Raw genomic sequence first — 25,555 nt, 5'->3', positions numbered from 1 at the left:
AAAAAAGTAATTTCAACATATAAGAAAATTCTTATATATTGTCATTTATCAGAGTTTTTTGAAGATGGTGAGAGGTGATGGGATGAGAAGAGGGAAAATTTTGAAAATAAGAAGGGATGAGAAGGGATTTACAGGGCTTGAAGCTGCCATCGTGCTGATAGCGTTCGTAGTGGTTGCGGCAGTGTTCAGCTACGTCATGCTGGGAGCCGGTTTCTACACCACACAGAAGTCAAAGAAGGTCGTTGACACTGGAGTAAAGCAGGCTTCGAGCAGCCTGACATTGGATGGGCAGTACATCTACTTGGACTGTACAACCGCCAAGGGTGGGAGCACTGGATCCAATGGTCAGGTCGGTGAAGTTTACTTCTACGTAACACAGACTGCTGGCGGTTCTCCTGTTGACCTCAACAAGACATCTATAGCCATAACGACCGATGATGGTTTCAAGCAGCTGTTCTATGACGAAAATAACTGCGCACCGGGTAGCGGAGGAGCAAGCTGCCCGTGGTGGTATGAAAATGTAGTGGGAGATAACGATAACGTAGTTGAGCAGAATGAAAAGTACAAGATAGTAATAAACGTCACACTGACCGACTGGAGCAACAACATAGGCCAGCTGAATCCGAACGAGGAAGTTACAATTGAAGTCCGACCACCCATCGGTGCACCGCTGGCAATAACCAAGACGCTCCCACCGAGCTTTACAAGTCTGACATACATCTGAGGTGATGTACCATGAGGTGGCTGAGATTTGGTAAAGATGAGAAGGGTTTCACGGGCCTTGAAGCTGCGATCGTGCTGATAGCATTCGTCACAGTTGCAGCAGTGTTCAGCTACGTGCTGCTCGGAGCTGGTTTCTTCGCAACCCAGAAGGGTCAGGAGACTGTGCATACAGGTGTTAAGCAGGCGACAAGCAGCATGGAGCTTGTTGGTAGCATCGTGGCTACTGGAAATACCACAACAAACAATATAGATTACGTTACCTTCACCCTGCAGCTCGCTGCCGGTGGACAGCCAATCGACCTCAACAAGACGATAATCACAGTGCTTGTTCCGGCAGATGGTGACTACAAGGAACTGTCATACGAAATTAACTCAAGCCAGCTAACCAAGACCAGCGAATATTACGTCAACTGGGTCTACAGCCTGCAGGGCAGCAATCCGGACAACTACCTTGAGGAATTCGAGAAGGCAGAGGTTACAGTCTATCTGAAAGATGCGGGCTTTGACATCAACCCGAACGATGACTTCATAATTGAAGTTAAGCCGCCAATAGGTGCAAGCTATCCGATCGAGCTCAAGGCTCCACCAAGCATCGACAACGTAATGGTATTGCTTAAGTAAATTTTTAACAATTTTTTAAATTTTTTAGAGGTGATAGAATGCAGGAGACTGTTGATCAGGCAGCGATTGATGAGATTCTCGCAAGTGCTGAAGCTGACACACCAGAGAGCAGAATTGACAAACTGGAGAAAGAGCTTGACGTCCTCAAAGGGTCTGTTAAAAAATTGTTATTGGATTTGAGGGAAACGCTCAACAACCTTGAAAACCCCTTCCAGAACCTGCAAAATCTTGCTGAAGGAGCTTTGTCAGCAGTGCAACAACCACAGATACAGGTTGTTCCCGCTGTAATTCCTGAGCCTGAGAAGAGTCTGGAAGAAGAAGAGGAAGAGGAAGTTGGAGAAGAGGAGGAAGAAAGTTTGGAGGATGAACATGATGTTGCCGGGCATAAAGAAAGTTTTGAGGAGGTGGTGCCGGAGGTAGAGGGTGATAGCTTGCAGCCTCAGGTTGGGGTTTGTAGGGAGGAGAGTGAGGTAGAGGCTGAACCGAGAATTGAAGACAGAACAGAAGAGAAAATGCAGAGAGTAGAGATGTTCACGAGATACGACATTGTTACACTGTTCAATCTGATGGAATGGGTTAAAGGAATGCTTGAGAAGTACAGCATTGACTCTCTCAGGACGATGCTGGATGTGTTTGAGGCTGCAGGATATATAACAGAGGAATCAAAGGACTTTGTCACAAAACTGGCAGAACTGATAGCCCTGAACGACGGATTCGAGGACATGTTGCTTGAACTTTACAGACTGCACAAACTCATGAACCCACAGGACACAAGTATGGACTCTAAGCTGCTGAGCTTGATACTCGAAAAGAGGCTGTGAGAGCCTGTGAGAGCGGCTGCGTTGAGGTATAACAATGGCAAGGGAGGTGATATCAACATCGATCCTGATGATCGCAACAGTGGTAGCTGTTACGGCTGCCATAATGGTCATTCTACCAGCAGTTAAGGATTTAGCCCACTCTTATACCTCAGTTTCAGGAAATTTAAATGAGAGAGTCGAAACCGACATGGAGATAATTTTCATCAAAGTCACAAACACTTCCACCACTGTCAATGTGTATTTCTGGGTGAAAAATACGGGGAGTACGAGGCTTGATACTGATTTAATACGTCTGAGCGACATATTCTTTACCTCGAATTCTGCGTATCTTCACTACACTGGATCTGATTCAGATGTTTCGTTCACAATAGAGAACGGTGACGGCGACAATTACTGGGAAAAGGGAGAGACTCTGAAATTTGCCGTCGAGAACATTAATGTAGCTCAAATGCCTCAGGACGAGTACCTGCTGACCTTCGTCCTCTACAACGGTGTAAGGGCGAACGATTACTTCTCGTGGTGATGTCAATGGGCTTCGACACAGTGGTTGCTGCGATAATGGTCTCGGCAATAATAATTACAGTGGCATACACTTTCCTTGCAGGGAGCACGACTATTGCAGAATATTCCGTCGAAAGCTACAAAGAAGCAGTACAGATAGCAGTTAAAAAGCTCAAGAGCGATATGACAATTTTGAGCGTTAGTTATAACGACTCAACGCAGCAAATTTTAGCATTCTTCAAGAATTCTGGAGAGGAGAAGTATCCTGATTTCACTGGCTTTGATTGTATTGTTTATGGCAACTCTGAGAGTGGCAGGAGGATTGCAATCTATCTAAACTCGACGAGCTATAATATAATCAGTGAGTTGATAAACCCGGGAATTTTCGATCCGCAGGAGGTGGCCGAGGTCAGATCAACCCTTACGCAGCCGCTTGAAAATGGAACTTACGTCCTTCTACTATGCACACCAAATGCAGTTTGTGATAGTTATGAATTCACAATTCCATAAGGGGGTGGTGAAATGGTTGAAAGTTTGATGGATTTAGAGGAGGAGAAAAAGAAAAAGATTCTTTCAAGTGGAAACACCGAGATAGACAAGAGGCTTGGTGGGGGCATCCCACTTGGCTCTCTAACTCTCATAGAAGGAGAAAATGACACGGGAAAGAGTGTTCTCTGTCAACAGTTCGTATATGGGGGGTTGATGAGTGGTCATAACATCGCATATTATACCACAGAAAACACGATAAAGAGCTTCCTAAGGCAAATGGAATCTTTAAGCCTTGACGTATCAGATTTCTATGCGTGGGGTTATCTGAGAGTTTTTCCAATGCATCTTGAGGGAATAGAGTGGAGTACTGAACAGATGAAGAGTATCTTGAATCTCGTTGCTAATCACATAAAGGCAATAAGAGAGAATATTGTGATGATTGACTCCCTAACGATGTTCACAACTTATTCCACAGAAGATGACGTTCTGGAGTTTTTAACAAAGCTAAAAAATCTATGTGATAGTGGAAAGACGGTTCTCATTACTCTGCACCAGCATGCATTCAAAGAAGACACTCTTGTGAGAATTAGATCAGCATGCGATTGTCATCTGTTCCTCAGGAAAGAACAGGTTGGGGATAGGTACGTCAGCGTGCTTGAAGTGGCTAAAATAAGAGGTGCAAAGAAGACAACAGGAAATATAGTGAGCTTCGAAGTCCATCCGGGATTTGGACTGAAGATAATACCGATTTCGGAGGCAAGAGCATAGTAAAGTATATCAAATATGAGGTGCATAGAGTTAGTAGTTAATTACGATTACAATAATAATGAGGGGGAGTAAGTATGGCGGCAGAATCGGCGAAAATAGATTTCAGTTTCAAACCCAAAGGATTAAAGCAGGGAGTAGTGGCTAATTTCCCCTTCAAACCGAGACCGCTTGAAGAGGAGCATGACCACACGAATATGGCCACATGTGGGATTTACAAGTTACTGCCAGACAGGATGAAAAAGGAAGTACAGAAAAATCTTCACCTCCTTGAGTATCTCCATATTCTCCCCCTCGACAAGATAGGCATACCCAAGTATGTTCCCAAGTTGGATAGGAAAAAGCATGGCGATATGGACAGACCAAACCTCATTTATCCAGCTGACGAACAGATTTACATCCATGTTTACCCTGACAAAAACGATATGAGGAACTTCTACATTCCAATAGAGCCAACATTACTGACTGGCGTTGATGAGTTGCTTAAAGAGGTAGAGACCAGATTGGTGGATTATATCACAGATGTTGACTTTGATCCAGAAGACAATGAAGAGAAAATCAGAATACTGAAAGAGGCGCTCAGAGAAGTCTGTGAAATTGCCGACAAGGAGGAGGAAAACTTTATAGAAAACACACGAGCCGAGATTAGACTGATACCAAAGCTCAAACTTAACTTCTTTGGTAGAAACGGAAAGAATGGGTTTAGAGATAAGTTAAAGGTGACCCCTCAGCAGTATAAAGCGTTGGAATATGCCCTCATCAGGGACAAGGTTGGTCTCGGAATTCTTGAGCCGTACATCAGGGATAAGTATATTGAGGATATCTCATGTAGTGGATTGGGTCCGATATTCATAGAGCACAAGATATTCAAAGGATTGAAGAGTGTAATAGAGTTTAGAGATGAAGAAACCCTTAACAAATTCATAATAAGACTTGCAGAAAGAATAGGTAAGCCTGTCACGTATAAAGATCCAATTGTGGATGCAACTCTTCCTGATGGAAGCAGAATTAACATTGTGTTTGGAAACGACATCAGCAAGAATGGAAGCAACTTCACCATCAGAAAGTTCAACGAGACGCCTTTCAGTGTTCTCCAGCTCATCGAATTTGGTTCACTCGATTACATGATTGCTGGCTATCTCTGGCTACTCATCAGCGAAGGTATGAGTGGATTCATTTGTGGTGAAACTGCGAGCGGTAAGACAACGCTACTAAACGCTATCACGGCCTTCATAAGACCTGAGGCGAAGATTGTCTCAATCGAGGACACTCCCGAACTTCAGGTACCCCATAAAAACTGGACTAGGGAGGTAACCAGAGGTAGCACAAGAGCGGGGGGCATTAGGGAAGGTGGCGGAACCAGCGACGTTACAATGTTTGACCTTCTAAAGGCTGCATTGAGGCAGAGACCCAACTACATCCTCGTTGGAGAGATCAGAGGTGTTGAGGGTAATATTGCATTCCAAGCTATGCAGACAGGCCACCCAGTCATGTCAACATTCCATGCTGCAACGGTTGAGAAGCTCATTCAGAGATTGACTACAGAACCAATCAGTGTTCCAAAAACGTTTATTGACAATCTGAACTTTGTGGTTATTCAGAGTGCTGTGAGAAGACCGGATGGAAAGCTTGTCAGGAGGGTTCTTAGCGTTAGCGAGATTGTTGGCTACAACCCTCAGAAGGGTGGTGTATCGTTTATTGAGGTCTTCCAGTGGGACCCTGTAACTGATACTCACGTTTTTACAGGATACGGAAGCTCGTATATTTTAGAGCAAAAAATAGCCACAAGGCTTGGAATTCCACCAAATAAGAAAAAGCTGATTTATGAAGAAGTGGAAAAACGAGCTAAGATTCTGAAAAAGCTTGATGAAGAGGGTGTTAGAGACTTTTACGAGTTTTTCAAGGCAATTTCAAAGATATACAAGAGTGGACTACTTAGCATTAAAGTGTGAGGTGGGTTAAAATGGGCTTCGGCACGGTCAGAGTTTCAAAAACTTCTTTCAGCACAAAGTTCGGAAAACTGCCAGGGTTGAGCAGAATACTGGAAATTTTCAGAAGTTCGGGAAGAGACCTTCTGATGGATAATGACTTGCTCTTCACCCTAACCTACATGGCTTCCCTCTCGACAGCAAATCTGAGTAGAGACAAGATATTTGAGATGATTTCTGAGAAAGAGGAGTACTCTCCAAGCAGATACTTCAGGAAGGTCAAGGACTTGACGCAGAAATGGCATTATGATTATGCAACAGCGTGCGAACTTGTTGCTGAGAAAATAAAGCATGAGAGGCTGAGGAGACTATTTAACAGAATGGCAAATGCAATTGCTGCTGGGGAACCCGATAACGAGTTTCTGGAGAGAGAATGGAGAACCTTCAAGACTGTAAGAAAAGACGAGTATGAAAGAAACCTCGAGAGTCTGAGAAAGTGGAGTGATGCCTACGCATCTCTGCTCGTCTCAGCATCTCTGATTTCTGTTGTAATTCTGCTTTCAGTTGTCATATACAGTTCAGGTGATCCATCATCAACATTGATCGTCTCGGCGATGGGGAATTTTGCAATTGCCATGTTCGGGGTTTTCATGCTTTTCAAAGCAGTGCCGAAAGATAGAAAAGTTCATGACAGCAAAATTAAATCGAAAGAACAGAAGGTAATTTCACGACTATCCCCCCTTCTTATTCCACTAGCACTGATCTCCATTGTCATTCTTACCCTTATACCAAGCTTTCTAAGCATGCAGACTAAAGGTGAGGGGTTAGGGATAATTCCTCCTGGGATTGATTTGAAAGGACTTGGGTTTTTGATTGCCGGGATTGTAATGTTACCTATTGGGATTATCGGCAGGATAGATGACAAAAAGATTAGTATGAGGGATGAGGCATTTACTTCATTCATCAGAAGTCTTGGAGCAATAAAAGCAGGAGCTGGTGTATCTATTTCCGATGCTCTAAGCAGAATTGACCAAAAAAATCTTGGAGAACTTAAGGACCTTGTTTTGCAACTATACCGGAGACTATCTATGGGTCTTGATCCTAAGATTTCATGGGAGAAATTCACGGGAGAGAGTGGGAGCTACCTTATAAACAAGCTAACTGCAATATTTGTAGATGCCATAGACCTCGGTGGGGATGCTGACGTTGTGGGGGAGATCGTGTCCTCATCAAATCTGGAAATGGTTCTACTAAGGCTTAAAAGAGACCTTATCTCTTCAGGATTTGTAAACTTAATAATTCCATTACACATAGCCATGGTCGCTTTAATCCTTTTCATAACTCAGATTCTTACAGTGTTCTCAGACTATATATCCAATCTGTTCGCGACACAACTTGGAGGTGTTAGCACAGGAGAGGTTTTTAGCAAAGTTCCGGGAGGTTTGCAGGGTTTGAACATAGGGATATTTTCAAAAATTCCCGTCGAGTTTCTTGATCAGTATTCTCTCTGGATTATTTTGTCCCTAACAATTGCCAACATGCTCGCAGCAAATGTGGTTAGGGGTGGGGGGAGATACATGTATCTTTTCTACGGTTCAATCTTCCTAATCCTGTCAGGAGTACTCATGCTTGTAGTTCCACCTGTTGTGAAGTGGGCGTTTACACTCCCATCATTTGTAGAAACATGAGGAGGTGATAGGATGATTGAGATGGTAATTGGTGTTGTCTTTGCGGCAATCGTCTTGGCCCTTCCCTACATCCATGAAAGGGTTGGAAAGATTGAGTTGGGTGTGTTTAAACTACCCAAGTTTTTGAAAAAGAAGGAGGTGGAGGAGAAGCTAAGAGAAATTGATGAGAAACTGGATGAAGTTGTCTCTGCTGGTGTAAGCAAAAAAGAGAGTGAGAAGGCAACTCCATTAGATGATGTGACAAAAACTGTTCAACTTGATGAGAATCTTCTCGAAGAGATGGAAACAGCCAGCAAAATAACAGCCAATTCAGAAATTTCTGAAGACACGCAGCTTCCTGATGTTCCAGACCTACCTGAGCTGAATTCAGACCTCGATATGGACTTTGAGGGTGAAATCAGCCTCACTGATGAGCACTTAGAGGAAAACGAGGATGTAGAGGAGGAGTATGAGGAAGAGGAGGAGATCGAGTTCGACGAAGAAGATGACCTGATTTCAAGCCTTGCAAAGGAAGTTGAGGTGAAGGAGGAGGAGGAAATTGACCTTTTGAGAGACCTCAAGGGGCAGAAGTTCTCTGCTGAGGAGCTTGAGAGAGAGCTACAGGAAGCAATTCAAAGGTTAAAAGCTTTGCCGAGCGTGAGATAGTGTGTTCTGAATTAGATTATCTGAAAAAACTGAATGAAATGTTATTCACCGCATTTACCTTTTCGAGCTACATATGGATATACAACAGTAGAGAAGAAATGATAAAGTTCTTTGCAGACATTGTTTTTGACAACGAACTCTGTACGGCTGTTGTAATCTCAGACAAAACTGGAGAATACTACCGCATGGATGAGGATGTCATGAGTTGCAAGTATCTCAACTATCAACCAAAGAGATTTGGTTTTGTAAATGTTAAAGAGTGCTCATGTAAAAATTTTAATCACAAATATCTTCTAACCATACCAATTTGTGAGAATTCTGCAGTATATTTATTTCTTACAGAAAACTATGAAGAGATCGTTCAAATTTTGAAGGATATGACCGTAGTGCTTTCAAGGGCAATTGAGCACTTTGAAAACAGAAAAGCAGTGGAGGGTATGGTAAAAAGACTTGAGGCGAATTTGGAGTACTTTCAATTTCTTGCAGATCGTCTGAGAAATCCCTTGGCAGTAATTCTTGGTGTTACAGAGCTTGAAAATGAAATTGGATTAGGTAAGGGGATTAAAATGATACGAGAGAGTGCTGAAAAAATGAAAAAAGTTCTTGATGACCTCGGAGATGCTGAAATTTCAACAAAAAGAGCTTATGAGAAGATACTTTCCTAATCGTTGGTGTAGACTCGTTAAACTTATAGCATAAATAAAATTTTTCAAGAAAACATTTTTCAAAATCTAATTTCACTTTTGAATTTTCTAATTAGGAATTTTACTTTATAGAGAAAATTTTATTTTTTATTTTCGACAAGCACTATCGGTGGTAATGAATGAATGAAGAGCTAAATCAACTTTTGTCGGTGTTAGGAAATGATGAGTCAGTAGTGAAGCTAAAGGCTCTCGTGGAAAAAGCAGCAAAGAGTGATTGCAAGGAAGAAAGAGAAAAAATTGAGATGTTGAAGGAACAGCTGACAGAGAAGGAAATGGAACTGGAAAGGATGAAGAAGTTCATAAATGAGCTTATAAGGCAGATTCCAAAACCAGCCTTTGTTCTGTTCTTAAACAGGCAGGGAGTTATAGAGCACATAAATGAGTATGCTGCCGAAGTCTACGGAGGAGACGTAGCGGATTTAGTGGGTAAAAGACCGTCTGAGATTGCAAAAAATCTTGCTGCAGGTGGAAAAACATTCGTAGAGCTGGCATTCGAGAACAAAATGAAAATTGAAGGAAAAGAGGGGTTCCTGGAAGTCAAAACCGGTAAATCAATGCCAATACTGACATCATGCGCACCGGTATACGTTGACGGAGAGTTCGCCGGGATGATAGACTTTTTCATAGACATAACGGAGCAGAAAAAGAAAGAAGAGGAGGTAAAGAGAGCATACGAGCTTGTAAAGGAAGTGTTCAAGAACTTGCCAACATACGTGCTGTTTGTTGATGAGAGTGGCGTCATAAAGTACGCGAACAACAACGCTGCAAAGCTGGCAGGTTTCGAGAGCGCCGATGAGCTTGTTGGATTCAAACCAGCAGACGTTGCGGTCGCTCATGAGGATTACGTCGAAAGGGCCAGAGAGCTTGTAAGAGCGATAAAGAACAGAGAGAAGGTCGAGAACATTGAGTTAAAGCTCATTCCAAAGAGTGGTGAAGCATTCATCGCTTCTGTGTCTGTTTATCCGGTGTATGTTAACGGGGAGTTTGCCGGATACATTGAAGTATTCTACGACATCAGCGATATGAAGAGAAAGGAGGATGAGCTCAAGAGTACTGTTGCGGAAATCGAGTCAATCATGAAGGGTATTCCAGATGCATTCTATGTTATTGACAGAGATCGTCGTATAATTAAATGGAGCAGACAGGCTGAAAAGCTGACGGGTTACACGGCAGATTATGCAGTTAGGAAGCGGGCTAAAGACCTGTTTGCACTTGACGATGACTGTCAGGTTTGCAGGGCAACCATTGAAGCCATGGAGGCTGGAGAGGCTGTGATGGATGTTGAAGCAACGATTAGAGTTGCAGATGGCAGTACTATTCCTGTTCTCGTTAATGTCTCTCCGAGATGGGTTGACGGTAAACTTGAAGGGGCTATCGTGTTCCTGAAGGATATAAGCGAGATCAAGAGGAAAGAAAGAGAGATGGCAGAGGTGATGGACAAAATACCAGTACCGACTTTTGTTGTGGATATTGAGCATAGAATAACGCACTGGAATAAGGCCGCTGAAGAGCTCACGGGTGTTAAAGCAGAAGAGCTTGTGGGGACTACAAATACTTGGTATCCCTTCTACGACTCTCAAAGACCAGTACTCGCAGATATAGTCCTCGACAATCCAGAAGATGCACACAGATACTACGACATTGTCAAAAAGCACCCGAGCCTCGAAGGAGCTTTTGTTGTTGAAACATGGATAGAACTGCCAAAAGTTGGAAAGAGGAGCTATGTAAGGGCTACAGCAGCACCAGTATATGATGAAAAGGGCAAAATCCTTGGAGTTGTTGAGACTATTGAAGACCTTACTGAGGTCAAGAAGAAAGAAAAAGAAGTTCAAGAGGTGTTAGATGGAGTTGGTGCACCTGTCATAAAAATAGACCCCGAGTTTACAATCCTTACTGCAAATCGTGCAGCAGAGGAAGTTCTTGGTATAGCAAAGGATCAAATTATCGGTAGAAAATGTTACGACCTCTTCAGAACTGAAAACTGCAGAACCGAAAAATGTGCTTGTGCAAGAGCGATGTCGGAGAAGGAGGCGATAAGTGCAGAGACTATCGCACGACCCGGAGGAAAAGAGATACCAATAATGTACGTTGGAACACCGCTTGTAGATGATAGCGGCAAAGTCACAGGTTGTGTTGAGTACGTAGTTGATTTGACGGAGATAAAAGAGAAAGAGAAAGAAATCGAAGAAATGCTTGCCTACACCGATAAATGCCTCAACATGCTCAGCAATGGGATTAGAGAACTGCAGGCTGGCAATCTAAGTGTCAGACTTGAGAAGATAAAGGATGACGAATTCGGGGAGACCTTCGACATCTTCAACGAATTCACAGAGAGGCTAAATGAAATTATAAGAAGTCTCGCTGAGGATATGAAGGAAACTGCCAACCAAGTGAGAGAGGCTCATGAAGCTGTAAATCAGATGAATGCAGGAATGCAGCAGATTAGCTCAGCCTCCCAGCAAATCGCCACGGGAAGTGAAAACCTTTCGAGGTTGGCTAACGCGTCAACTGCAGAGTTGAAGGCAGCTGAGCAAATTTTCAAAGAACTCAGTGTTAAATCCGAAGAATCTGCAAACTTCGCTTCTGAGGCAGCAGAAAACGCGACGATGGCAAGGAAAGAGGGGGCAAAGGCCCTTGAAATAATGAAAACTATTGTTGAAGAAGTAGAGAATGCTGCAAAGGTTGTGGAAACCTTAGAAGTCACGGTAAGGAACATAGGAAAAGTCACGGAAAGAATAAAGTCTATCGCAGACCAAACCAACCTCCTCGCTTTGAATGCGGCTATAGAGGCTGCAAGAGCAGGAGAGCACGGCAGAGGGTTTGCCGTTGTTGCCGATGAGGTGAGAAAGCTTGCAGAGGAGAGCAGGAAGAGCACTGAGGAGATAGATGAAATAGTCAGGAATGTCCAAGAGGAGACGAAGAAGGTTATAGAGGCTACGAGAAAAGTTAAGGAGAGTAGTCTGCAGGGAAGTGAGGGTATAGAGAATGCCTTAGCCAGGGCTGGGGAAATAGCCGAATCTGTTAACAGGATAAATGAGATGCTGAAACAGGTTGCAGAAAGCGTTGAGGTAGGATTCGGCAAGATAGAGCAACTGGCGAGAAACTTCGAAGAGGTCGCATCTACAGCAGAAGAGAACGCTGCAAGCAGCGAAGAAACTTCTGCTGCAATAGAGGAGCAGACGGCAGCGGTGCAGCAGGTCAGCATGGTAATGGAGAGGATGAACAAAATCGCAACAGAAACACTTCAGATAATCTTGGAGAACTTTAAGGTGTTTGACTCTGAAGGGGTGGATGTGTCGGAGAGCTATGCAGAGACAATGGCGAATGGTGGAGATAGAGTTGATGGAAAATAATTTTCCCCTTTTTATGAGGTGATACACCATGCAGGGCGAGTCCGTTCAGATAAGGGGAGGTGATACGGTTCAGGTAATAGTGTTCAATCTTGGAGATGAGAGATACGGTGTGGATATATCTCAGGTGAGGGAGATCATTCGTCCCTCTCAGATAACCAGAATCCCCAACGCTCCAGATTATGTTGAAGGTGTGATCAATCTCAGAGGGCAAATCACAACAATCATCAACCTCCGAAAGCGCTTCGGAATGGAGTCAAAGCCGATTGACAACAATACAAGAATTATCGTGGTAGAGTTCGATAATGCTGTAATTGGGATGATGGTGGATACAGTTAATGAAGTCAAGTATCTTTCTACAGCAGACATCGAGGATTTGCCGAGTATAATAACCGCCAGGGAGGAGGCAAAGTTCCTCAAAGGAGTGGGGAAGCTTCCTGATGGGCTGCTGATAATGATAGATCTGAATAAGGTTTTGAGTGAGGACGAGGTGGAGAGATTCAGGGGATAGTGGTAGGTTATGAGCAACAAAGTCCTGAAACTGCCAGTAGAGTACTTTGATGGCGGGTGGAGAGGGGGCGAGGCGGTAATAACTGAGAATGCAATATCCTTTGCAGGCTTGACGGTTCCCTTCAAAGAGATACAGGACTTAGAGAAACTTACTTACGAGGGGAAAACAGTTGTCAGAATAAAGAAAGATAACCAAAATTATTACATCAACTTCGGGAAAAAACAGGATCAGATTTTCAGATATCTGGCTTTCAACCTAAAATCGGATAGGTTTGCAGTATACTTTCTTTCCCCAGCCACCCGTGGTGGTGTAGTTGTCAAGGATACCAAGTGGGATAAGGGATATCTGAGCATCACTGACGAGGCTCTGTGGTTTCTCTCACCTTCAAAGCAGATCAGAATCGCTATCCAGAATCTGGGCTCTGTCGGGAAGGACGTAAGGACTGTAGGAAAAAAGCAGAGGGTCGTGCTGGTTCTAACGCATGTTGAGAACGGAGAGGTCATAACGAGCTTTGTTCTTTGTCCAGAAACAACCCTTGAGATGCTGGAGAACTACATCCAGAACATTATTGAGAGCCAGAAGCCCAAGGATAAGTTGTCAGAACTCGAAGAGCAAATTCTGACAATGGTCTACACAGGAGTTGACTCTGTTGGAGTCGAGTCTATCTTGGGTATCACTACTGAGGAGCTGAACGAGTTGTATGACAAGCTCGTCAATATGGGTTTGGCGAGAGTTGTGAAAATAAGGAAGGAGATTGAGCTCACACCAAGGGGTGTGGCTCTTGTGAATGACATTATGAAAAAGGCCGCGGGGTGATGGGTATGCCGAAGGTTTTGATTGTGGATGATACGGCATTTATGAGGAAGCTTTTGAGGAACATCTTGTTTTCGGGAGGTTTTGATATAGTGGGTGAGGCTGAGAATGGAAAGCAGGCAGTTGAGCTTTACAAACAGCTTAAGCCGGACATAGTAACCATGGACATTGTGATGCCAGAAATGAACGGCATTGAGGCACTAAAGGAGATAAAGAAGATGGATCCTAATGCGAAGGTTGTGATGTGCACCGCTGTAGGACAAGAACAGATGGTGAAGGCGGCAATCAAACTTGGGGCGAGAGGATACATAGTAAAGCCATTTCAGGCTCCGAAGGTGATTGAGGAACTCAAGAAGGTTGCTGGATTGAACTAACCATGAGGGTTCTTGTAGTTGATGACTCGGCTTTGGTCAGGATGGCAGTCAGCGATATATTGACCAAAGCAGGGATAGAGGTAGTTGGTACCGCAAAGAACGGAAAGGAAGCTGTTGAGAAAACTTTGAAGCTGAATCCTGATGTTATAACCTTAGACATAATGATGCCAGTGATGGATGGACTTACAGCCTTGAAAATGATAATGGAAAGGAAACCCACACCAGTCATAATGCTCAGCACTCTTACAACTGAGGGAGCAAGAGAGACGCTCGAAGCGTTGAAACTCGGTGCCGTTGATTTCATTACAAAGCCAAGTGGTTCACTCGTCGACCTTTCGTCTATTGAAAAAGAACTCGTGACCAAAGTCAAGATAGTTGCAGGGACATCTCCAAACCTCATGCGGATTCAAAATCTCAAGAAGCTGAAGCTTGATGTCGTGAGAGGTAGTTGGGGGGCAAAGACAAAGGATGTCTGCGTTTTAATAGGCTCGTCCACTGGCGGACCTTCAGCCTTGGAAATGATAATCCCCAGGCTGCCTGCAGACATTCCAGCACCGGTCTTCGTCATTCAACACATGCCTCCTGGGTTCACTCAGCAACTTGCGGAGAGACTTAACTCCATTTCTGAGGTCGAGGTTAAGGAGGCCGAAAACAATGAGAGAGTGAAGGATGGCATAGTTTACATAGCTCCCGGTGGATATCACATGAAAGTTAGAAGAGCAGCAGATGTTGTTAGAATCAAAATTGTCGATGGCATGCCTGTCAACGCTGTAAAGCCATCCGTAGATGTTACAGCCGAGTCGGTTGTTGAATCCTATGGTGGTAATGTCGTAGGAGCAATTCTAACAGGAATGGGAGAGGATGGAGCATATGGAATGAAGAGGATCAAAGACTTTGGTGGACTTACGATAGCGAGCAGCGAAGACACATGCGTCGTTTTCGGTATGCCAAAGGCGGCAATTGAGCTTGGTGGAGTAACATCAGTTAAGCCCGTTTTTGAGATAGCTGAGGAAATTGTGAGATTTCTGGAGGTGAAGCTGAATGAACGGTGATATGGAGGAGTACAAGCAGGAGTTCATTCAAGAAGCGAGGGAGTATCTTGATGTAATGAATCAGAACTTCATTAAACTTGAGAGAGGCGACAATGAAGCAATAAACGAAATTTTCAGAGTAGCACATACAATCAAAGGCATGGCAGGATTTATGGGCTACAAGAACCTCGAAAATCTCTGCCATAAGCTTGAGAGTGCGATGGGGAAGGTGAGGGAGGGAGAGCTTGAGGTTACCAGCGAACTGGTTGATGTAATGCTCAAAGCTGTTGATGCCGTTGAAGAGATGATTGACAAGATCGAGGATGAGGACAGCGATGATGTTGACATTTTTGACATTATTTCCTCTCTAAGCGATTTTGTTCAAGCTAAGGATGAGGAGAGTATAGTTGAAATTAAGAATGAAGATGTGAAGGATGCGAATGTCAGAGTTGACGTTTATCTCACTCAGGATTGCGTGATGAAAGGCGTAAGAGCAGCCTTAGTTATCGAAACTTTAAGTGAAATTTCAGAGGTTGTTGGAGTAATCCCGCATGAAGATGACATGGAAAGTGAGGATTTTGACGGACATTTTGCTGTGTACCTCAAAACTTCTGATGTAAAGAGCATTGAAGAAACTATGAGCCGAATAGCCGAAATTGATAGATTCGAAGTCTCTACGATTGAAGATAGAAAGGATGAAACTAAGATCAGGATAAGTGAGGTCGAGAATGTTGAAGAAAGAAGGGAGGAAGAGAGCGAAGAAGGGAGTAAAAAAGAGGATAACAGAATTAGAAAGAAGAAAGATAGGAAGTTGGAGAGCATAAGAGTGAACATAGCTCAGCTTGATACCATAATGAACCTCGTTGGTGAGCTTGTCATAAGCAAGGGAAGACTTTTGCAAATCGCAAGTGAATACGACATTCCTGAACTAAAAGAGGCCGTATCTATTATGGATAAATCCATCACGAGCCTTCAGGACGAGATAATGCAGATAAGAATGGTGAAGGTTGAGAGAGTTTTCAACAAATTCCCGAGGATGGTTAGAGACTTGGCAAGGAAGCTCGGCAAGAAGGTTGAGTTTGTGATGGAAGGTCTTGACACAGAGCTTGACAGAACAGTTCTCGATGAAATCAGTGACCCACTCGTTCATCTTGTGAGAAATGCAGTTGATCATGGCATAGAAACTCCTGAAGAAAGAGTTGCAGCAGGAAAGAGCGAAACTGGAAGAATAAGGCTTGCTGCTTGGAGAGAGAAGAACAATATTATAATTGAGCTTGAAGATGACGGAAAGGGCTTGGATGTGGAGAAGATCAAGCAGAAAGCAATAGAAAGAGGTATAGTAACTCAAACTGAGGCAGATTCGATGAGCGAGGATGAACTCAAGATGCTGATATTCGCTCCAGGATTCTCGACAAAGGATGAGGCTACGGAAATTTCGGGAAGAGGGGTTGGGATGGATGTAGTCAAAACAACAGTTGAAAGACTGGGAGGAAGTGTGAGGATAAGCTCAAAGAAGGGAGTAGGAACGAGAATAAGGATACACCTGCCACCAACGGTTGCTATAATTAAATCGTTGCTCGTTAAGGTCGGATACGAGACGTATGCCATACCAATTTCAAGTGTCGTTGAAGCTCTTTATGTTACAGAGGACAACTGGAAGGTAATCCATGGAAATCCATTTTTAATCGTTCGTGGAAAGCTCGTTCCGGCATTCAAGCTAAGAGAACTTTTCAATATTATGAACGGGAAGCCAGAGAGAGAAGTTGGAATAATTGTTGAGAAGGAGGGGGAGAAGTATGCCTTAATAGCAGATACAATTGCTGAACAGCAGGAGATAGTAATTAAGCCTCTAACAGGGCATTTAGCCAAGGTTAGAGGGTTTAGTGGTGTGACAATTCTTGGAGATGGGAAGGTTGTGCCCATTATTGATATTTCGAGTTTGTTAGGAGGTGATAGGCTTGCATAGTATTGAGAATTTGAGCGAAATAGAACTTGACGCCCTTAGGGAGCTGGGAAATATAGGTGTTGGGAAAGCTGCAACGTCCCTCTCACAAATGCTCGGCAGAATCATTGAAATGTCTGTGCCAGTGGTCAAAGTGGTTAAAGTTCAGGAACTTCACAACGTGATTGATGTGGACAAGATAGTTGCAGGGGTTGTTACAGCCCTTGATGATGTCGAAGATGGGCAGGCGGGATTTCTATACATCAACTTTCCAGAGCAATCTTCGCTCAAGCTTGCGGAGGCTCTTCTTGGAGATACGAGCGATGAGGAGATGGTTGACTCAACACTGATGGAGATAGGAAATATTCTTTCATCAGCTTTCTGCGATGCTACGGCTGAGATGCTGGAAAAAATTCTGATTCCAACTCCACCGAGTTTCGCAAAAGATATCGCAATTGCTGTCATAGATGCAATAGTTTCCCAGCTTGCTGAGAAAAGTGACTATGTCGTGGTTTTTGAAACGAAGCTTGAAGACAGCGAGAATGAGATTGAAATTCTCGTGATGCTATTTCCAAATGAGAAATTCGTGGAATACATCTTTCAACTCCTCGGAATGGTGGAATGATGCGAAATGAGATGTTAGTGGGCATCGGTGAATTCAGGGTGGCTAAGGGGGCGGTGCTGAAAACTGTAGGGCTTGGTTCTTGTATAGGTATTGCCCTCTATGATCCAGCAGTGAAGGTAGGGGGGCTTGCCCATGTAATGCTCCCTCAATCCAATGGAACCAAAAGAAGTGCAAAGTATGCTGATCATGCTGTTGAGATGATGATTGAAGCTATGGAGAGGCTTGGAGGAAAAAGAGACAGAGTGATTGCGAAGATGGCCGGAGGAGCGCAGCTATTCAAACACATGACAATGGACATGTTGAGGATTGGCGACAGAAATGTGGAGGCTATCAGTTCGATACTGGATGACTTTGGGATACGGCTGGTTTCAAAAGATATAGGAGGGGATCAGGGCAGAACCGTCTATTTTTTTACGAGCGATGGGAGGATGCTGGTTAGATATAGCAGAGGTGGTGAACTGTGGATTTAGCTTTCAAAAGTCTGATTGATCTTGTGAGCAGAGAATCAGGGATAGACCTAACAAAATACAGAGAGGGATACCTCAGAAGACGAATCGAGTTAAGGATGAGGATGCTCGGCTTAAGAGATTATGGAGAGTATCTCAAGATACTTAGGAACGATGGAGATGGAGAGATTCAAAAGCTTGTGAATACAATAACGATAAACGTCACGGAGTTTATGAGGGACAAAACACCCTTTGAGTTCTTAATGAAGAATATACTGCCAGAGATAGCAAGCAGAAAAAAGAGGGTTAAGAGCAACATAGTTCGTTTCTGGAGTGCTGGATGTTCGTGTGGTGAAGAACCATATAGTATAGCTATATGTGCTCTTGAAGTTCTGGGGGAGAAGTGGCTTATCTCCATCTACGCCACAGACATTGATGATACTTGTCTTGAGATGGCGAGGGGTGGGTTTTACAGACCTGTTCAGCTTAAAAATCTGAGCAAGATGCTTATCAACAAGTACTTTGATAAAGAAGGAGATGGATATCGGGTAAAGAATTTTCTGAAGAAGCATATCAGATTCAAAAAACACGATTTAACAACAGAAGGTCCGGTGTCAAAGTATCTGGATGTAGTTTTCTGTCGAAACGTGATGATCTATTTCAGTGAGCAGCAAAAGGCAAAGGTTGTCAATGACTTTTACAACGCCCTTGTTGAAGGAGGATACTTGATAATAGGTAAAAGTGAAACTCTTCCCGCTGGATTTAAGGATAAATTCGAGTGCGTGAATTTAAGAGAGAAAATTTATAAAAAAATTTGAATTGATATTTTTTGTTATACTACCATATAATGCAAAACTTGCCATATCTCTCAATTTCCAAAAATTATGCAGACGTCCAGAGTAAAAAAAGCTAAACTAAAAAATTAATTCATCAAGGTGCAAAACTGGATACCCCTCTTTTTTCAGTTTGTTTGATATAGACCTGTCGGCCGTTACGTAAACATCTCCCAATGAGAGAGCAAGAATAACGCAAGTCGCAGATGAAAAATTTAAGTTCAGTGCTTTGGAAAGTTCGACAGCTTTTGAAAGCTGATCAGAATTCATTTTTGTCGTTATGTGATCCAGAAATCTGAGGGTGAGTGGCAACAATTCTTGAAGAATTTCAGAGCCCATGTCCTCTTTTTTGATGAGACTATCACATACTTCGAATTTGACAGCTTCAGATGTTCTGAGTCTAATTTCTCCGCTTGTCACTTTTTCCATGATATTCTGATAAATATCACTACCAAACAAAATTTCAACGACAGCGGATGCATCAACTATCATGTTTTACCTCCAGGACGAATTTTTAAAGCCTCGATTTCTGACAAAATAGCCCTCATTTCTTCAAGCCTAAGCTTTTCCTCTATTTTTTTCCTCAGATACTCACTCCAATTAATGTTTATCTTGTCCATTTCTGATTTAAGGTATTCAGGAATCCTGAAGGAGATTATCACATCCTTTCTTTCCTTGTTCATGTCAATTTATTCTCCGGATTTTTTAAATGTTTTTGTTTATACATAACGAATTACTTTTCGAAATGCATCAAAGTAAAATTTATGACCTTTGTAGTAAATACAAATTAGTACGACAAGCAGAGATGATCGAAATGATGGGGGTGAGTGAACTCAATGGAAAGATGGATGTGTATAAAACGGTAACCCATCCCGGTTCGCTTAAGATTCTTGTAATCTTACGTAAAACTCCGGCTGGTTTCAGTGAGCTGATGTTCGAGTCGAGGCTCAGTCCGAGCGTCCTTAGCAAATTGCTGAAATCTTTGGCCAGCTACAATATCATCGAAAAAGAAAATAATAACTATGCTCTGACACCGAAGGGTGATCGGATACTGCGTATTCTATTGGAAGTATTAAATGAACTTCAGGATGTGGAGGAGGGCTGAAGCTCTGAGTATACAGGAACAGTATCTCAAAAAAGAATTTCAAATGAGAGGAAAAGGGTTTTATGTGATTTGGGATGCCAACCCCAACAATGTTGCTGGTTGATCCAAAAGAGGTGATAGAGAAAATTCCTGCACTCGTGTCCGTAGTAAATTCGAAGGGTGAGATCGTCTACTCTAACAAAACATCTGAAGAGGGTAAAAAAGAAAATTTTTTTGAGTATATTCACCCTGAAGACAGAAACAAAGCCTATAACTGGATTCACAGAATTTTCAGAGAAAAGATGAACAATACATTGCTTGTAAGAGCTATAACGGAGGATGAACAGTTCGTGTGGATGGAAATGAGGGGCATATATGTTGAAATAAATAGTGAACCTTACTGTATTATCCTCTGCATTGACGTGAGTGACAGAATTGAAGTTCAAAGAAAAAGCGACTCTCTTGTTGAATACCTGAAGTTCCTGAACAGCACATTGAGACACGATATTTCGAACACTTTGACAAGGATTCATCTTTTTGCGGAACTTCTTGAGGAAGAATACAATCCAAAAATAGTTGAGAAGATAAAAGAAAGCGTTCATAGCGGAATCTCACTTATCAGAAAAATGAAAGAGCTTGAGTCGTCCGCAAACGAGGCTAAAAAGTCTTACAGCATAAAAAAGGTTGTTGAAGAGGTTGCTAAAAGCTTCAATCTGTCTGTGAAAGTTGAAGGGGACGCAAGGATTCTGGCGAATGAAGGTATTTACAGTGTTTTCGAAAATCTTTTCGGAAATGCTTTAAAGCATGGAAATGCCAGTGAGATTAGAGTTTGCATTTCAGAGGATGGCAAAAACGTTGTGGTAAGGTTGGAAGACAATGGAAGGGGTATTTCAGAAGAAATTATCGGCAAGATTTTCGATAAAGGATTTACAACAGGAGCGGGCAGTGGACTTGGACTTTACATCGTGAGGAAGATAGTTGAGAGCTACAATGGAGAGATATGGACTGAAAAGAGTGAGAACGGAGCAGTATTTGTTTTAAAATTCCCTGCTATTGATTCGTGGAAACTACAGAGTAACGGTAGAGTACTTTTCAAAGACATGCAGTTGTGAAATTATCCTTTTCGAATTTTTCCCCGATATTTTTCATAAGAATTATATTATTAAACGAAAAAGATATACTGATGGCTCAATGACAGTTATCTATGAGCAGCGTGGTTGAGCCATCGGAGGTAGGGATTGAAGAAGGGGTGTTTAGGGAGCTGGCTGGAGCGATTTCAAGACTTAAGAGAGGAGATTTCAGTGTAAAACTTCCAGCAGAGAAGTATAGCGGAGACATTGCAGCGACGTTCGAGGAATTTAACTCCTTCATTGATGACATGAGGTCACTGTTTGCGGAGATTCTGAGGGTTAGTGGTGAGGCTGCAAAAGGGAATCTGAATGTCAAGGCAAGCGTTGCTGCCTATGGAGAGTATGCAAAGCTCGTGGAAAACATAAACAGCCTGACGGATGCGATTGTGCTACCCATAAGAGAGGGGATAGAGGTCGTGAAGAGCTACGCTAAAGGTGACTTCACGAGAGAAGTCAGAAAAGACGTGAAGATGGAAGGAGAGTTTGCAGCTTTCAGAGACGCACTCGTCGAACTGAGAGAGAGCATGCGAAACTTCATCATTGAAATGAGACGCATTGGAGAGGAGAACTCAACTGGAATGAAACAGATCAAGGAAGCGGTAGACCAGATAAACGCAGGAATGGAGCAGATAAGTGCAGCATCGCAGCAGATGGCTCAAGGGGCTGCAAATCTTTCAAGAATAGCGAATGATACTGCTGCTGAAGCGAAGAACGTGGTGGAGAATATCAAGAAGCTTACGGATGAGGCAAAGATATCTGCAGAGTTTGCGAAAAAAGCTGTTGAAAATGCGGAACTTGCTGAGGAGGAAGGGAGGCGTGCACAGAATAGTATGGAAGAGATAATCAGGGAGATGAATGCCGTGGCTGAGATTGTGAAAGAGCTGGATGCTGCAGTAAAGAATATAGACAAAGTTTCGGAGAAGATAAAGACCATCGCAGACCAAACCAACCTCCTCGCTTTGAATGCGGCTATAGAGGCTGCAAGAGCAGGAGAGCACGGCAGAGGGTTTGCCGTTGTTGCCGATGAGGTGAGAAAGCTTGCAGAGGAGAGCAGGAAGAGCACTGAGGAGATAAACGAGATCGTGAAGATGGTTCTCTCCGAAACTCAAAAGGTTACTGACGCTACACAGCGTGCCTACGAACAGTCTGAGACTGGCTCTAAGGAAGTGCTCTCAGCTCTGGAGAGAAGTGCCGAAATTGGAAAGATGGTCAGGGAAATTGGGGACAGGTTGGCAGTAATCGTCAAGCAGGCTGATGAGGGATATGCGAGGGTTGAACAGATAGCAAGGAACATTGATGAGGTAGCTTCAACTGCCGAAGAGTCTGCAGCATCAGCAGAGGAAACCTCTGCAGCAATTGAAGAGCAGACCGCAGCAGTCCAAGAAATCACTGCAAGTGTGGAGCAGACCGCGAGTTCAGCGGAGCAGACACTTAAGATAATTGAGGACAGCTTTAAAATATGAGTGAGAGAGTTATGAATGTGGAAGCAAACTCGACACTCCAGTTAGTAATCTTCAACCTCGGCAACGAGAGATACGGAGTTGAAACATCTCAGGTCAAGGAGATAATCAGGGTTGAGGAGATAACAGCCATACCAAACGCTCCAGACTTCATAGAGGGGGTCATAAACCTGAGAGGGCAGATAACGACCATAATCAACCTGAGAAAGCGCTTCGGAATGGAGCCAAAGCCCATAGACAACGACACGCGAATAATAGTGTTTGAGCACAGCGGGAGCACAATAGGCATGATGGTTGATACTGTGACGGAGGTGAAATATCTTTCGAAGGAAAACATAGATGGACTTCCAGAGATTATCACATCAAGAACGGAATCGAAATTCCTCAGAGGTGTTGGGAAACTACCAGATGGACTGCTAATCCTGATTGATTTGGGTAAGGTGCTGAGTGAGGAAGAGCTACCAGTGACTGGTTAGTATTTTTTATTACGGATTTCAGATCAGTGTATAAACTGCTTTTGAATATCATCAGATCGAAATTCACCAATTTTTATTTTATAAAAATGATATTTTGAATCGAGCATGTCAAAAGTAACATGGGGTTGCAGGTGACTACGAAAGTTTATGGAGTATAGAGAACTAATATTGCAAAAGTTCCACTAATTTTTGGAGAGTATAGAGGAGTTCTTCACCTTTCTCAGTGAGGACATACTTATTATCGTCTTTTAAGATGAAGTTCCATTTTAATAGGGGATTCAAAATCTTGCTGAGAACGCTTGGACTGCACTTTGAGTTGAACATAAGCTCTGTAAAATTCATGTGGCCATTCTTTAAGACGTATAAGATGTTCAAAGCTTTCGGATGTGTTACAGCCTTGTATATCTCCAGCTTGTCGTTGATTTTACTTTTCGCGAGACTCACCGAGACTCAAAATCAGATAAGTTTTATTAGGATTGTGCTTCAAACAAAAGACCTCTCTCTCCTCTGTAACATTCTCACCGCTCCAATTTTGACGAGCTCTACAGCATTTGCAATCTCAAACAAGTCATCTTTGTTTTTACTCCTTATTCTGAGCTTTCTACCAAAATCTGTGAACATCTCGAGTAAATACGATCTTGTGATAAACCACCAGTAGATCAGTAAAAGAGATACCAGAAGAAATAAAGTGGGGAGTATGAAGTATAATAAAGCAGATAAAAACGTTTGAATTCCAAACTCGATTCCCAGGACATACATCAGAAGAGATGCAATGAAAAATATACTTCCTGCAGACAAATACCCCCATCGGTTCTCCTTCTTTATTTCAAGCATCTGGATTGATGGAATGTCAACAAGCTTGAAATTCCCAGTGCCAAGAAACATAACTTTACTCTCTGTTATCTTGACGTTCCCCTTTTTCACTCTCAAATCGTCATCAATCTCATATACCTCGCTCTCGAATAAAATTTTCTCTGGCATTGCTATTTCCATAGAGAGTGTAGGATAGAGAAAATAAAAGAATTTTCTCACAAAATTGTAATTTTCAAAATAGGATTCAAAATGTTTAAAATATTGCAGGAGTAATTTGTTGTGGAGGTGTTAAGATGAAAATAACTTGGTTGGGACATGCGGCCTTTCTGCTGGAGGGTAGCATGAAGGTTTTGATTGACCCGTTCCTCACAGGAAACCCAAACGCTCCGGTAAAGCCAGAAGATGTGAAGGTGGATTACATCGTGGTGACGCATGGCCACGGAGACCATCTTGGAGATGCGGTAGAGATAGCAAAGAAGAATGAGGCTCCAGTGATGTGTATTCATGAGCTCTCGAGGATTCTCGCAAAAAAGGATATAGAAACTTTTGGTATGAATATTGGTGGTACTTTGAGGACGGGGAGTGTAGCTGTCACACTGGTTCCTGCATGGCACTCTGCAGACGTTGAGGATGAGCACGGGAATATAATCAGTGCTGGCATGTCCGCTGGTGTTGTTGTTTCAATGGATGGTGTTAGAGTTTACCACACGGGCGACACTGACGTATTTCTGGACATGCAGTTAATCGGTGAGCTTCACAAGCCCGATGTGATGCTCGTACCAATAGGCGATTACTATACAATGGGTATAGCTGGGGCGGTGAAGGCTCTGGAACTTGTCAGGCCTAAGGTGGCAATCCCAATGCACTACAACACGTTCCCGCTAATTGAGAAAGACCCGGAGGATTTCAGGAAGGCTGTTAAGGCTAAAGGACTCAATGTGGAGGTAGTAATACTCAATCCGGGAGAGAGCTATGAGATAAACCCTTAAATTTTTTGTCTTGTTTTTAAAGTCCTTGAGTAAAGATTAATTATGTTTTTTTACATTAGGTTCATGGAGTTGAGGGAGAAGGTTGCGATTGTTACAGGCTCTTCAAGGGGATTGGGAAGGGCGATAGCCCTGAGTTTTGCAGAGAAGGGTGTGAAGGTGGTCGTGAATTACAATTCTAACGAGAAGGCTGCTGAGGAAACTGTTAGGAAAATAGAGGGGATGGGAGGTAATGCCATAAAAGTGAAGGCAGATGTGAGGAGAAGGAATGAAGTGAGGAAGATGGTAGAGCTTGCTGTGGAGGAATTCGGTAGCATTGACATTCTCGTCAACAACGCGGGAGTGTCAGGTAAATTTAGAAGTATTAGAGATATCACCGACGACGACTGGAAAAATGTGATTGACATAAATCTCACTGGTGCTTTCATCGTTACGCAGGAAGTGCTCCGTTACATGGAAAAAGGAAAGATCATAAACATCTCTTCGGTTGCCGGGAGAATGGGGGGCGTCATTGGAGCTCATTACGCAGCTTCAAAGGCTGGATTGATAGGTTTCACGTTCTCACTGGCAAGGGAGCTTGCCCCTGATATTCTTGTGAACGCAATTGCTCCTGGCCCAATAGATACTGAAATCATTGATCAGCAGACCAAAGACACGCTTGCAAGGATAATTCCGCTCGGAAGGATAGCAACTCCAGAAGAGATTGCCCATGCAGTGATATTTGTAGCCGAAAACGATTATCTGACGGGGAGCGTGATTGACATAAATGGTGGTAGACACATGTTATAATTTTTAT

At 43.0% G+C, this 25,555-nt stretch carries 29 protein-coding genes; 25 read left to right on the top strand and 4 right to left on the bottom strand.

Annotated elements, in window-relative coordinates; translation table 11 throughout:
• Positions 1 to 82 precede the first annotated feature (82 nt).
• The 19 genes from BP688_RS01740 (at position 83) to BP688_RS01650 (ending at position 18,795) form a co-directional block, all read left to right on the top strand.
• Positions 83 to 724, top strand: a complete 642-nt coding sequence (locus tag BP688_RS01740) for an archaellin/type IV pilin N-terminal domain-containing protein (protein ID WP_290597244.1) — start codon at positions 83 to 85, stop codon at positions 722 to 724.
• An 11-nt stretch (positions 725 to 735) separates the two neighbouring features.
• Positions 736 to 1,344: an archaellin/type IV pilin N-terminal domain-containing protein gene (locus tag BP688_RS01735; protein ID WP_290623214.1), complete on the top strand. Its 609-nt coding sequence runs from the start codon at positions 736 to 738 to the stop codon at positions 1,342 to 1,344.
• A gap of 38 nt (positions 1,345 to 1,382) precedes the next feature.
• Positions 1,383 to 2,165 carry a hypothetical protein gene (locus BP688_RS01730; protein ID WP_290597246.1) on the top strand — a complete coding sequence of 261 codons (783 nt, stop codon included), beginning with the start codon at positions 1,383 to 1,385 and terminating at the stop codon, positions 2,163 to 2,165.
• Between the two features lie 34 nt (positions 2,166 to 2,199).
• The gene (locus BP688_RS01725) at positions 2,200 to 2,688 is read left to right on the top strand and encodes a flagellin (RefSeq protein WP_290597247.1); all 489 of its coding nucleotides are present in this window, start codon (positions 2,200 to 2,202) and stop codon (positions 2,686 to 2,688) included.
• Between the two features lie 5 nt (positions 2,689 to 2,693).
• Positions 2,694 to 3,176 (top strand): hypothetical protein, encoded by a 483-nt coding sequence (locus BP688_RS01720; RefSeq protein WP_290597248.1) that lies wholly within the window; start codon positions 2,694 to 2,696, stop codon positions 3,174 to 3,176.
• A 12-nt stretch (positions 3,177 to 3,188) separates the two neighbouring features.
• Positions 3,189 to 3,923 carry an archaellum protein ArlH gene (arlH, locus tag BP688_RS01715; RefSeq protein ID WP_290597249.1) on the top strand — a complete coding sequence of 245 codons (735 nt, stop codon included), beginning with the start codon at positions 3,189 to 3,191 and terminating at the stop codon, positions 3,921 to 3,923.
• Between the two features lie 74 nt (positions 3,924 to 3,997).
• Positions 3,998 to 5,872, top strand: a complete 1,875-nt coding sequence (locus BP688_RS01710) for a type II/IV secretion system ATPase subunit (RefSeq protein WP_290597250.1) — start codon at positions 3,998 to 4,000, stop codon at positions 5,870 to 5,872.
• 11 nt (positions 5,873 to 5,883) lie between these two features.
• On the top strand, positions 5,884 to 7,536 hold the full coding sequence (gene flaJ, locus BP688_RS01705; RefSeq protein ID WP_290597251.1) for an archaellar assembly protein FlaJ: 1,653 nt from the start codon (positions 5,884 to 5,886) through the stop codon (positions 7,534 to 7,536).
• A gap of 12 nt (positions 7,537 to 7,548) precedes the next feature.
• Positions 7,549 to 8,181, top strand: a complete 633-nt coding sequence (locus tag BP688_RS01700) for a hypothetical protein (RefSeq protein WP_290597252.1) — start codon at positions 7,549 to 7,551, stop codon at positions 8,179 to 8,181.
• A 98-nt stretch (positions 8,182 to 8,279) separates the two neighbouring features.
• On the top strand, positions 8,280 to 8,846 hold the full coding sequence (locus BP688_RS01695) for a histidine kinase dimerization/phospho-acceptor domain-containing protein (RefSeq protein WP_290597253.1): 567 nt from the start codon (positions 8,280 to 8,282) through the stop codon (positions 8,844 to 8,846).
• Between the two features lie 158 nt (positions 8,847 to 9,004).
• Positions 9,005 to 12,238 carry a methyl-accepting chemotaxis protein gene (locus BP688_RS01690; protein WP_290623210.1) on the top strand — a complete coding sequence of 1,078 codons (3,234 nt, stop codon included), beginning with the start codon at positions 9,005 to 9,007 and terminating at the stop codon, positions 12,236 to 12,238.
• A 28-nt stretch (positions 12,239 to 12,266) separates the two neighbouring features.
• On the top strand, positions 12,267 to 12,746 hold the full coding sequence (locus BP688_RS01685) for a chemotaxis protein CheW (RefSeq protein WP_290597579.1): 480 nt from the start codon (positions 12,267 to 12,269) through the stop codon (positions 12,744 to 12,746).
• Positions 12,747 to 12,755: 9 nt separating this feature from the next.
• A complete protein-coding gene (locus BP688_RS01680; protein ID WP_290623208.1) occupies positions 12,756 to 13,562 on the top strand; it encodes a CheF family chemotaxis protein in 807 nt (268 codons plus the stop codon).
• 5 nt (positions 13,563 to 13,567) lie between these two features.
• Positions 13,568 to 13,933, top strand: a complete 366-nt coding sequence (locus tag BP688_RS01675; protein ID WP_290597581.1) for a response regulator — start codon at positions 13,568 to 13,570, stop codon at positions 13,931 to 13,933.
• A 2-nt stretch (positions 13,934 to 13,935) separates the two neighbouring features.
• Positions 13,936 to 14,985, top strand: coding sequence for a protein-glutamate methylesterase/protein-glutamine glutaminase (locus BP688_RS01670; protein WP_290597582.1), 1,050 nt, complete (start codon positions 13,936 to 13,938; stop codon positions 14,983 to 14,985).
• The gene (locus BP688_RS01665; protein WP_290623206.1) at positions 14,975 to 16,930 is read left to right on the top strand and encodes a chemotaxis protein CheA; all 1,956 of its coding nucleotides are present in this window, start codon (positions 14,975 to 14,977) and stop codon (positions 16,928 to 16,930) included. The genes BP688_RS01670 and BP688_RS01665 overlap by 11 nt, the downstream gene beginning before the upstream one ends.
• Complete coding sequence (locus BP688_RS01660; RefSeq protein WP_290597584.1) at positions 16,914 to 17,531, top strand: chemotaxis protein CheC; 618 nt, start codon at positions 16,914 to 16,916, stop codon at positions 17,529 to 17,531. Before BP688_RS01665 ends, BP688_RS01660 begins: the two co-directional genes overlap by 17 nt.
• Before the next feature lie 11 nt (positions 17,532 to 17,542).
• Positions 17,543 to 18,001 (top strand): chemotaxis protein CheD, encoded by a 459-nt coding sequence (locus BP688_RS01655; RefSeq protein WP_290624480.1) that lies wholly within the window; start codon positions 17,543 to 17,545, stop codon positions 17,999 to 18,001.
• Positions 17,992 to 18,795, top strand: coding sequence for a CheR family methyltransferase (locus BP688_RS01650; RefSeq protein WP_290597586.1), 804 nt, complete (start codon positions 17,992 to 17,994; stop codon positions 18,793 to 18,795). The genes BP688_RS01655 and BP688_RS01650 overlap by 10 nt, the downstream gene beginning before the upstream one ends.
• A gap of 96 nt (positions 18,796 to 18,891) precedes the next feature.
• Here the strand turns inward: BP688_RS01650 and BP688_RS01645 are convergent, their stop codons facing one another.
• A complete protein-coding gene (locus BP688_RS01645) occupies positions 18,892 to 19,302 on the bottom strand; it encodes a PIN domain-containing protein (RefSeq protein WP_290597587.1) in 411 nt (136 codons plus the stop codon).
• Positions 19,299 to 19,493: a hypothetical protein gene (locus BP688_RS01640; RefSeq protein ID WP_290597588.1), complete on the bottom strand. Its 195-nt coding sequence runs from the start codon at positions 19,491 to 19,493 to the stop codon at positions 19,299 to 19,301. Before BP688_RS01640 ends, BP688_RS01645 begins: the two co-directional genes overlap by 4 nt.
• Positions 19,494 to 19,624: 131 nt before the next feature.
• Here BP688_RS01640 and BP688_RS01635 point away from each other — a divergent pair, with 131 nt between their 5' ends.
• The 4 genes from BP688_RS01635 to BP688_RS01620 all read left to right on the top strand — a co-directional run bounded on the left by BP688_RS01635 (position 19,625) and on the right by BP688_RS01620 (position 22,960).
• The gene (locus BP688_RS01635; protein ID WP_290624478.1) at positions 19,625 to 19,915 is read left to right on the top strand and encodes a winged helix-turn-helix domain-containing protein; all 291 of its coding nucleotides are present in this window, start codon (positions 19,625 to 19,627) and stop codon (positions 19,913 to 19,915) included.
• 89 nt (positions 19,916 to 20,004) lie between these two features.
• On the top strand, positions 20,005 to 21,006 hold the full coding sequence (locus tag BP688_RS01630; RefSeq protein ID WP_290597590.1) for a PAS domain-containing sensor histidine kinase: 1,002 nt from the start codon (positions 20,005 to 20,007) through the stop codon (positions 21,004 to 21,006).
• A gap of 92 nt (positions 21,007 to 21,098) precedes the next feature.
• Positions 21,099 to 22,487 (top strand): methyl-accepting chemotaxis protein, encoded by a 1,389-nt coding sequence (locus BP688_RS01625; RefSeq protein ID WP_290623203.1) that lies wholly within the window; start codon positions 21,099 to 21,101, stop codon positions 22,485 to 22,487.
• Complete coding sequence (locus tag BP688_RS01620; protein WP_290595936.1) at positions 22,484 to 22,960, top strand: chemotaxis protein CheW; 477 nt, start codon at positions 22,484 to 22,486, stop codon at positions 22,958 to 22,960. The genes BP688_RS01625 and BP688_RS01620 overlap by 4 nt, the downstream gene beginning before the upstream one ends.
• Positions 22,961 to 23,122: 162 nt before the next feature.
• Here the strand turns inward: BP688_RS01620 and BP688_RS01615 are convergent, their stop codons facing one another.
• Both BP688_RS01615 and BP688_RS01610 read right to left on the bottom strand, forming a co-directional pair.
• Positions 23,123 to 23,404, bottom strand: coding sequence for a winged helix-turn-helix domain-containing protein (locus BP688_RS01615; RefSeq protein WP_290595935.1), 282 nt, complete (start codon positions 23,402 to 23,404; stop codon positions 23,123 to 23,125).
• A 39-nt stretch (positions 23,405 to 23,443) separates the two neighbouring features.
• Positions 23,444 to 23,953: a hypothetical protein gene (locus BP688_RS01610; protein WP_290623201.1), complete on the bottom strand. Its 510-nt coding sequence runs from the start codon at positions 23,951 to 23,953 to the stop codon at positions 23,444 to 23,446.
• A gap of 113 nt (positions 23,954 to 24,066) precedes the next feature.
• Between BP688_RS01610 and BP688_RS01605 the strand changes: the two genes are divergently transcribed.
• Positions 24,067 to 24,762: a metal-dependent hydrolase gene (locus BP688_RS01605; RefSeq protein ID WP_290623200.1), complete on the top strand. Its 696-nt coding sequence runs from the start codon at positions 24,067 to 24,069 to the stop codon at positions 24,760 to 24,762.
• A 63-nt stretch (positions 24,763 to 24,825) separates the two neighbouring features.
• A complete protein-coding gene (locus BP688_RS01600; RefSeq protein ID WP_290595933.1) occupies positions 24,826 to 25,548 on the top strand; it encodes a 3-oxoacyl-ACP reductase family protein in 723 nt (240 codons plus the stop codon).
• Positions 25,549 to 25,555 lie beyond the last annotated feature (7 nt).

The sequence above is a fragment of the Archaeoglobus sp. UBA230 genome (assembly GCA_002507545.1).
GTDB lineage: Archaea > Halobacteriota > Archaeoglobi > Archaeoglobales > Archaeoglobaceae > Archaeoglobus.
This window is presented reverse-complemented; position numbering and strand designations above follow the sequence as displayed.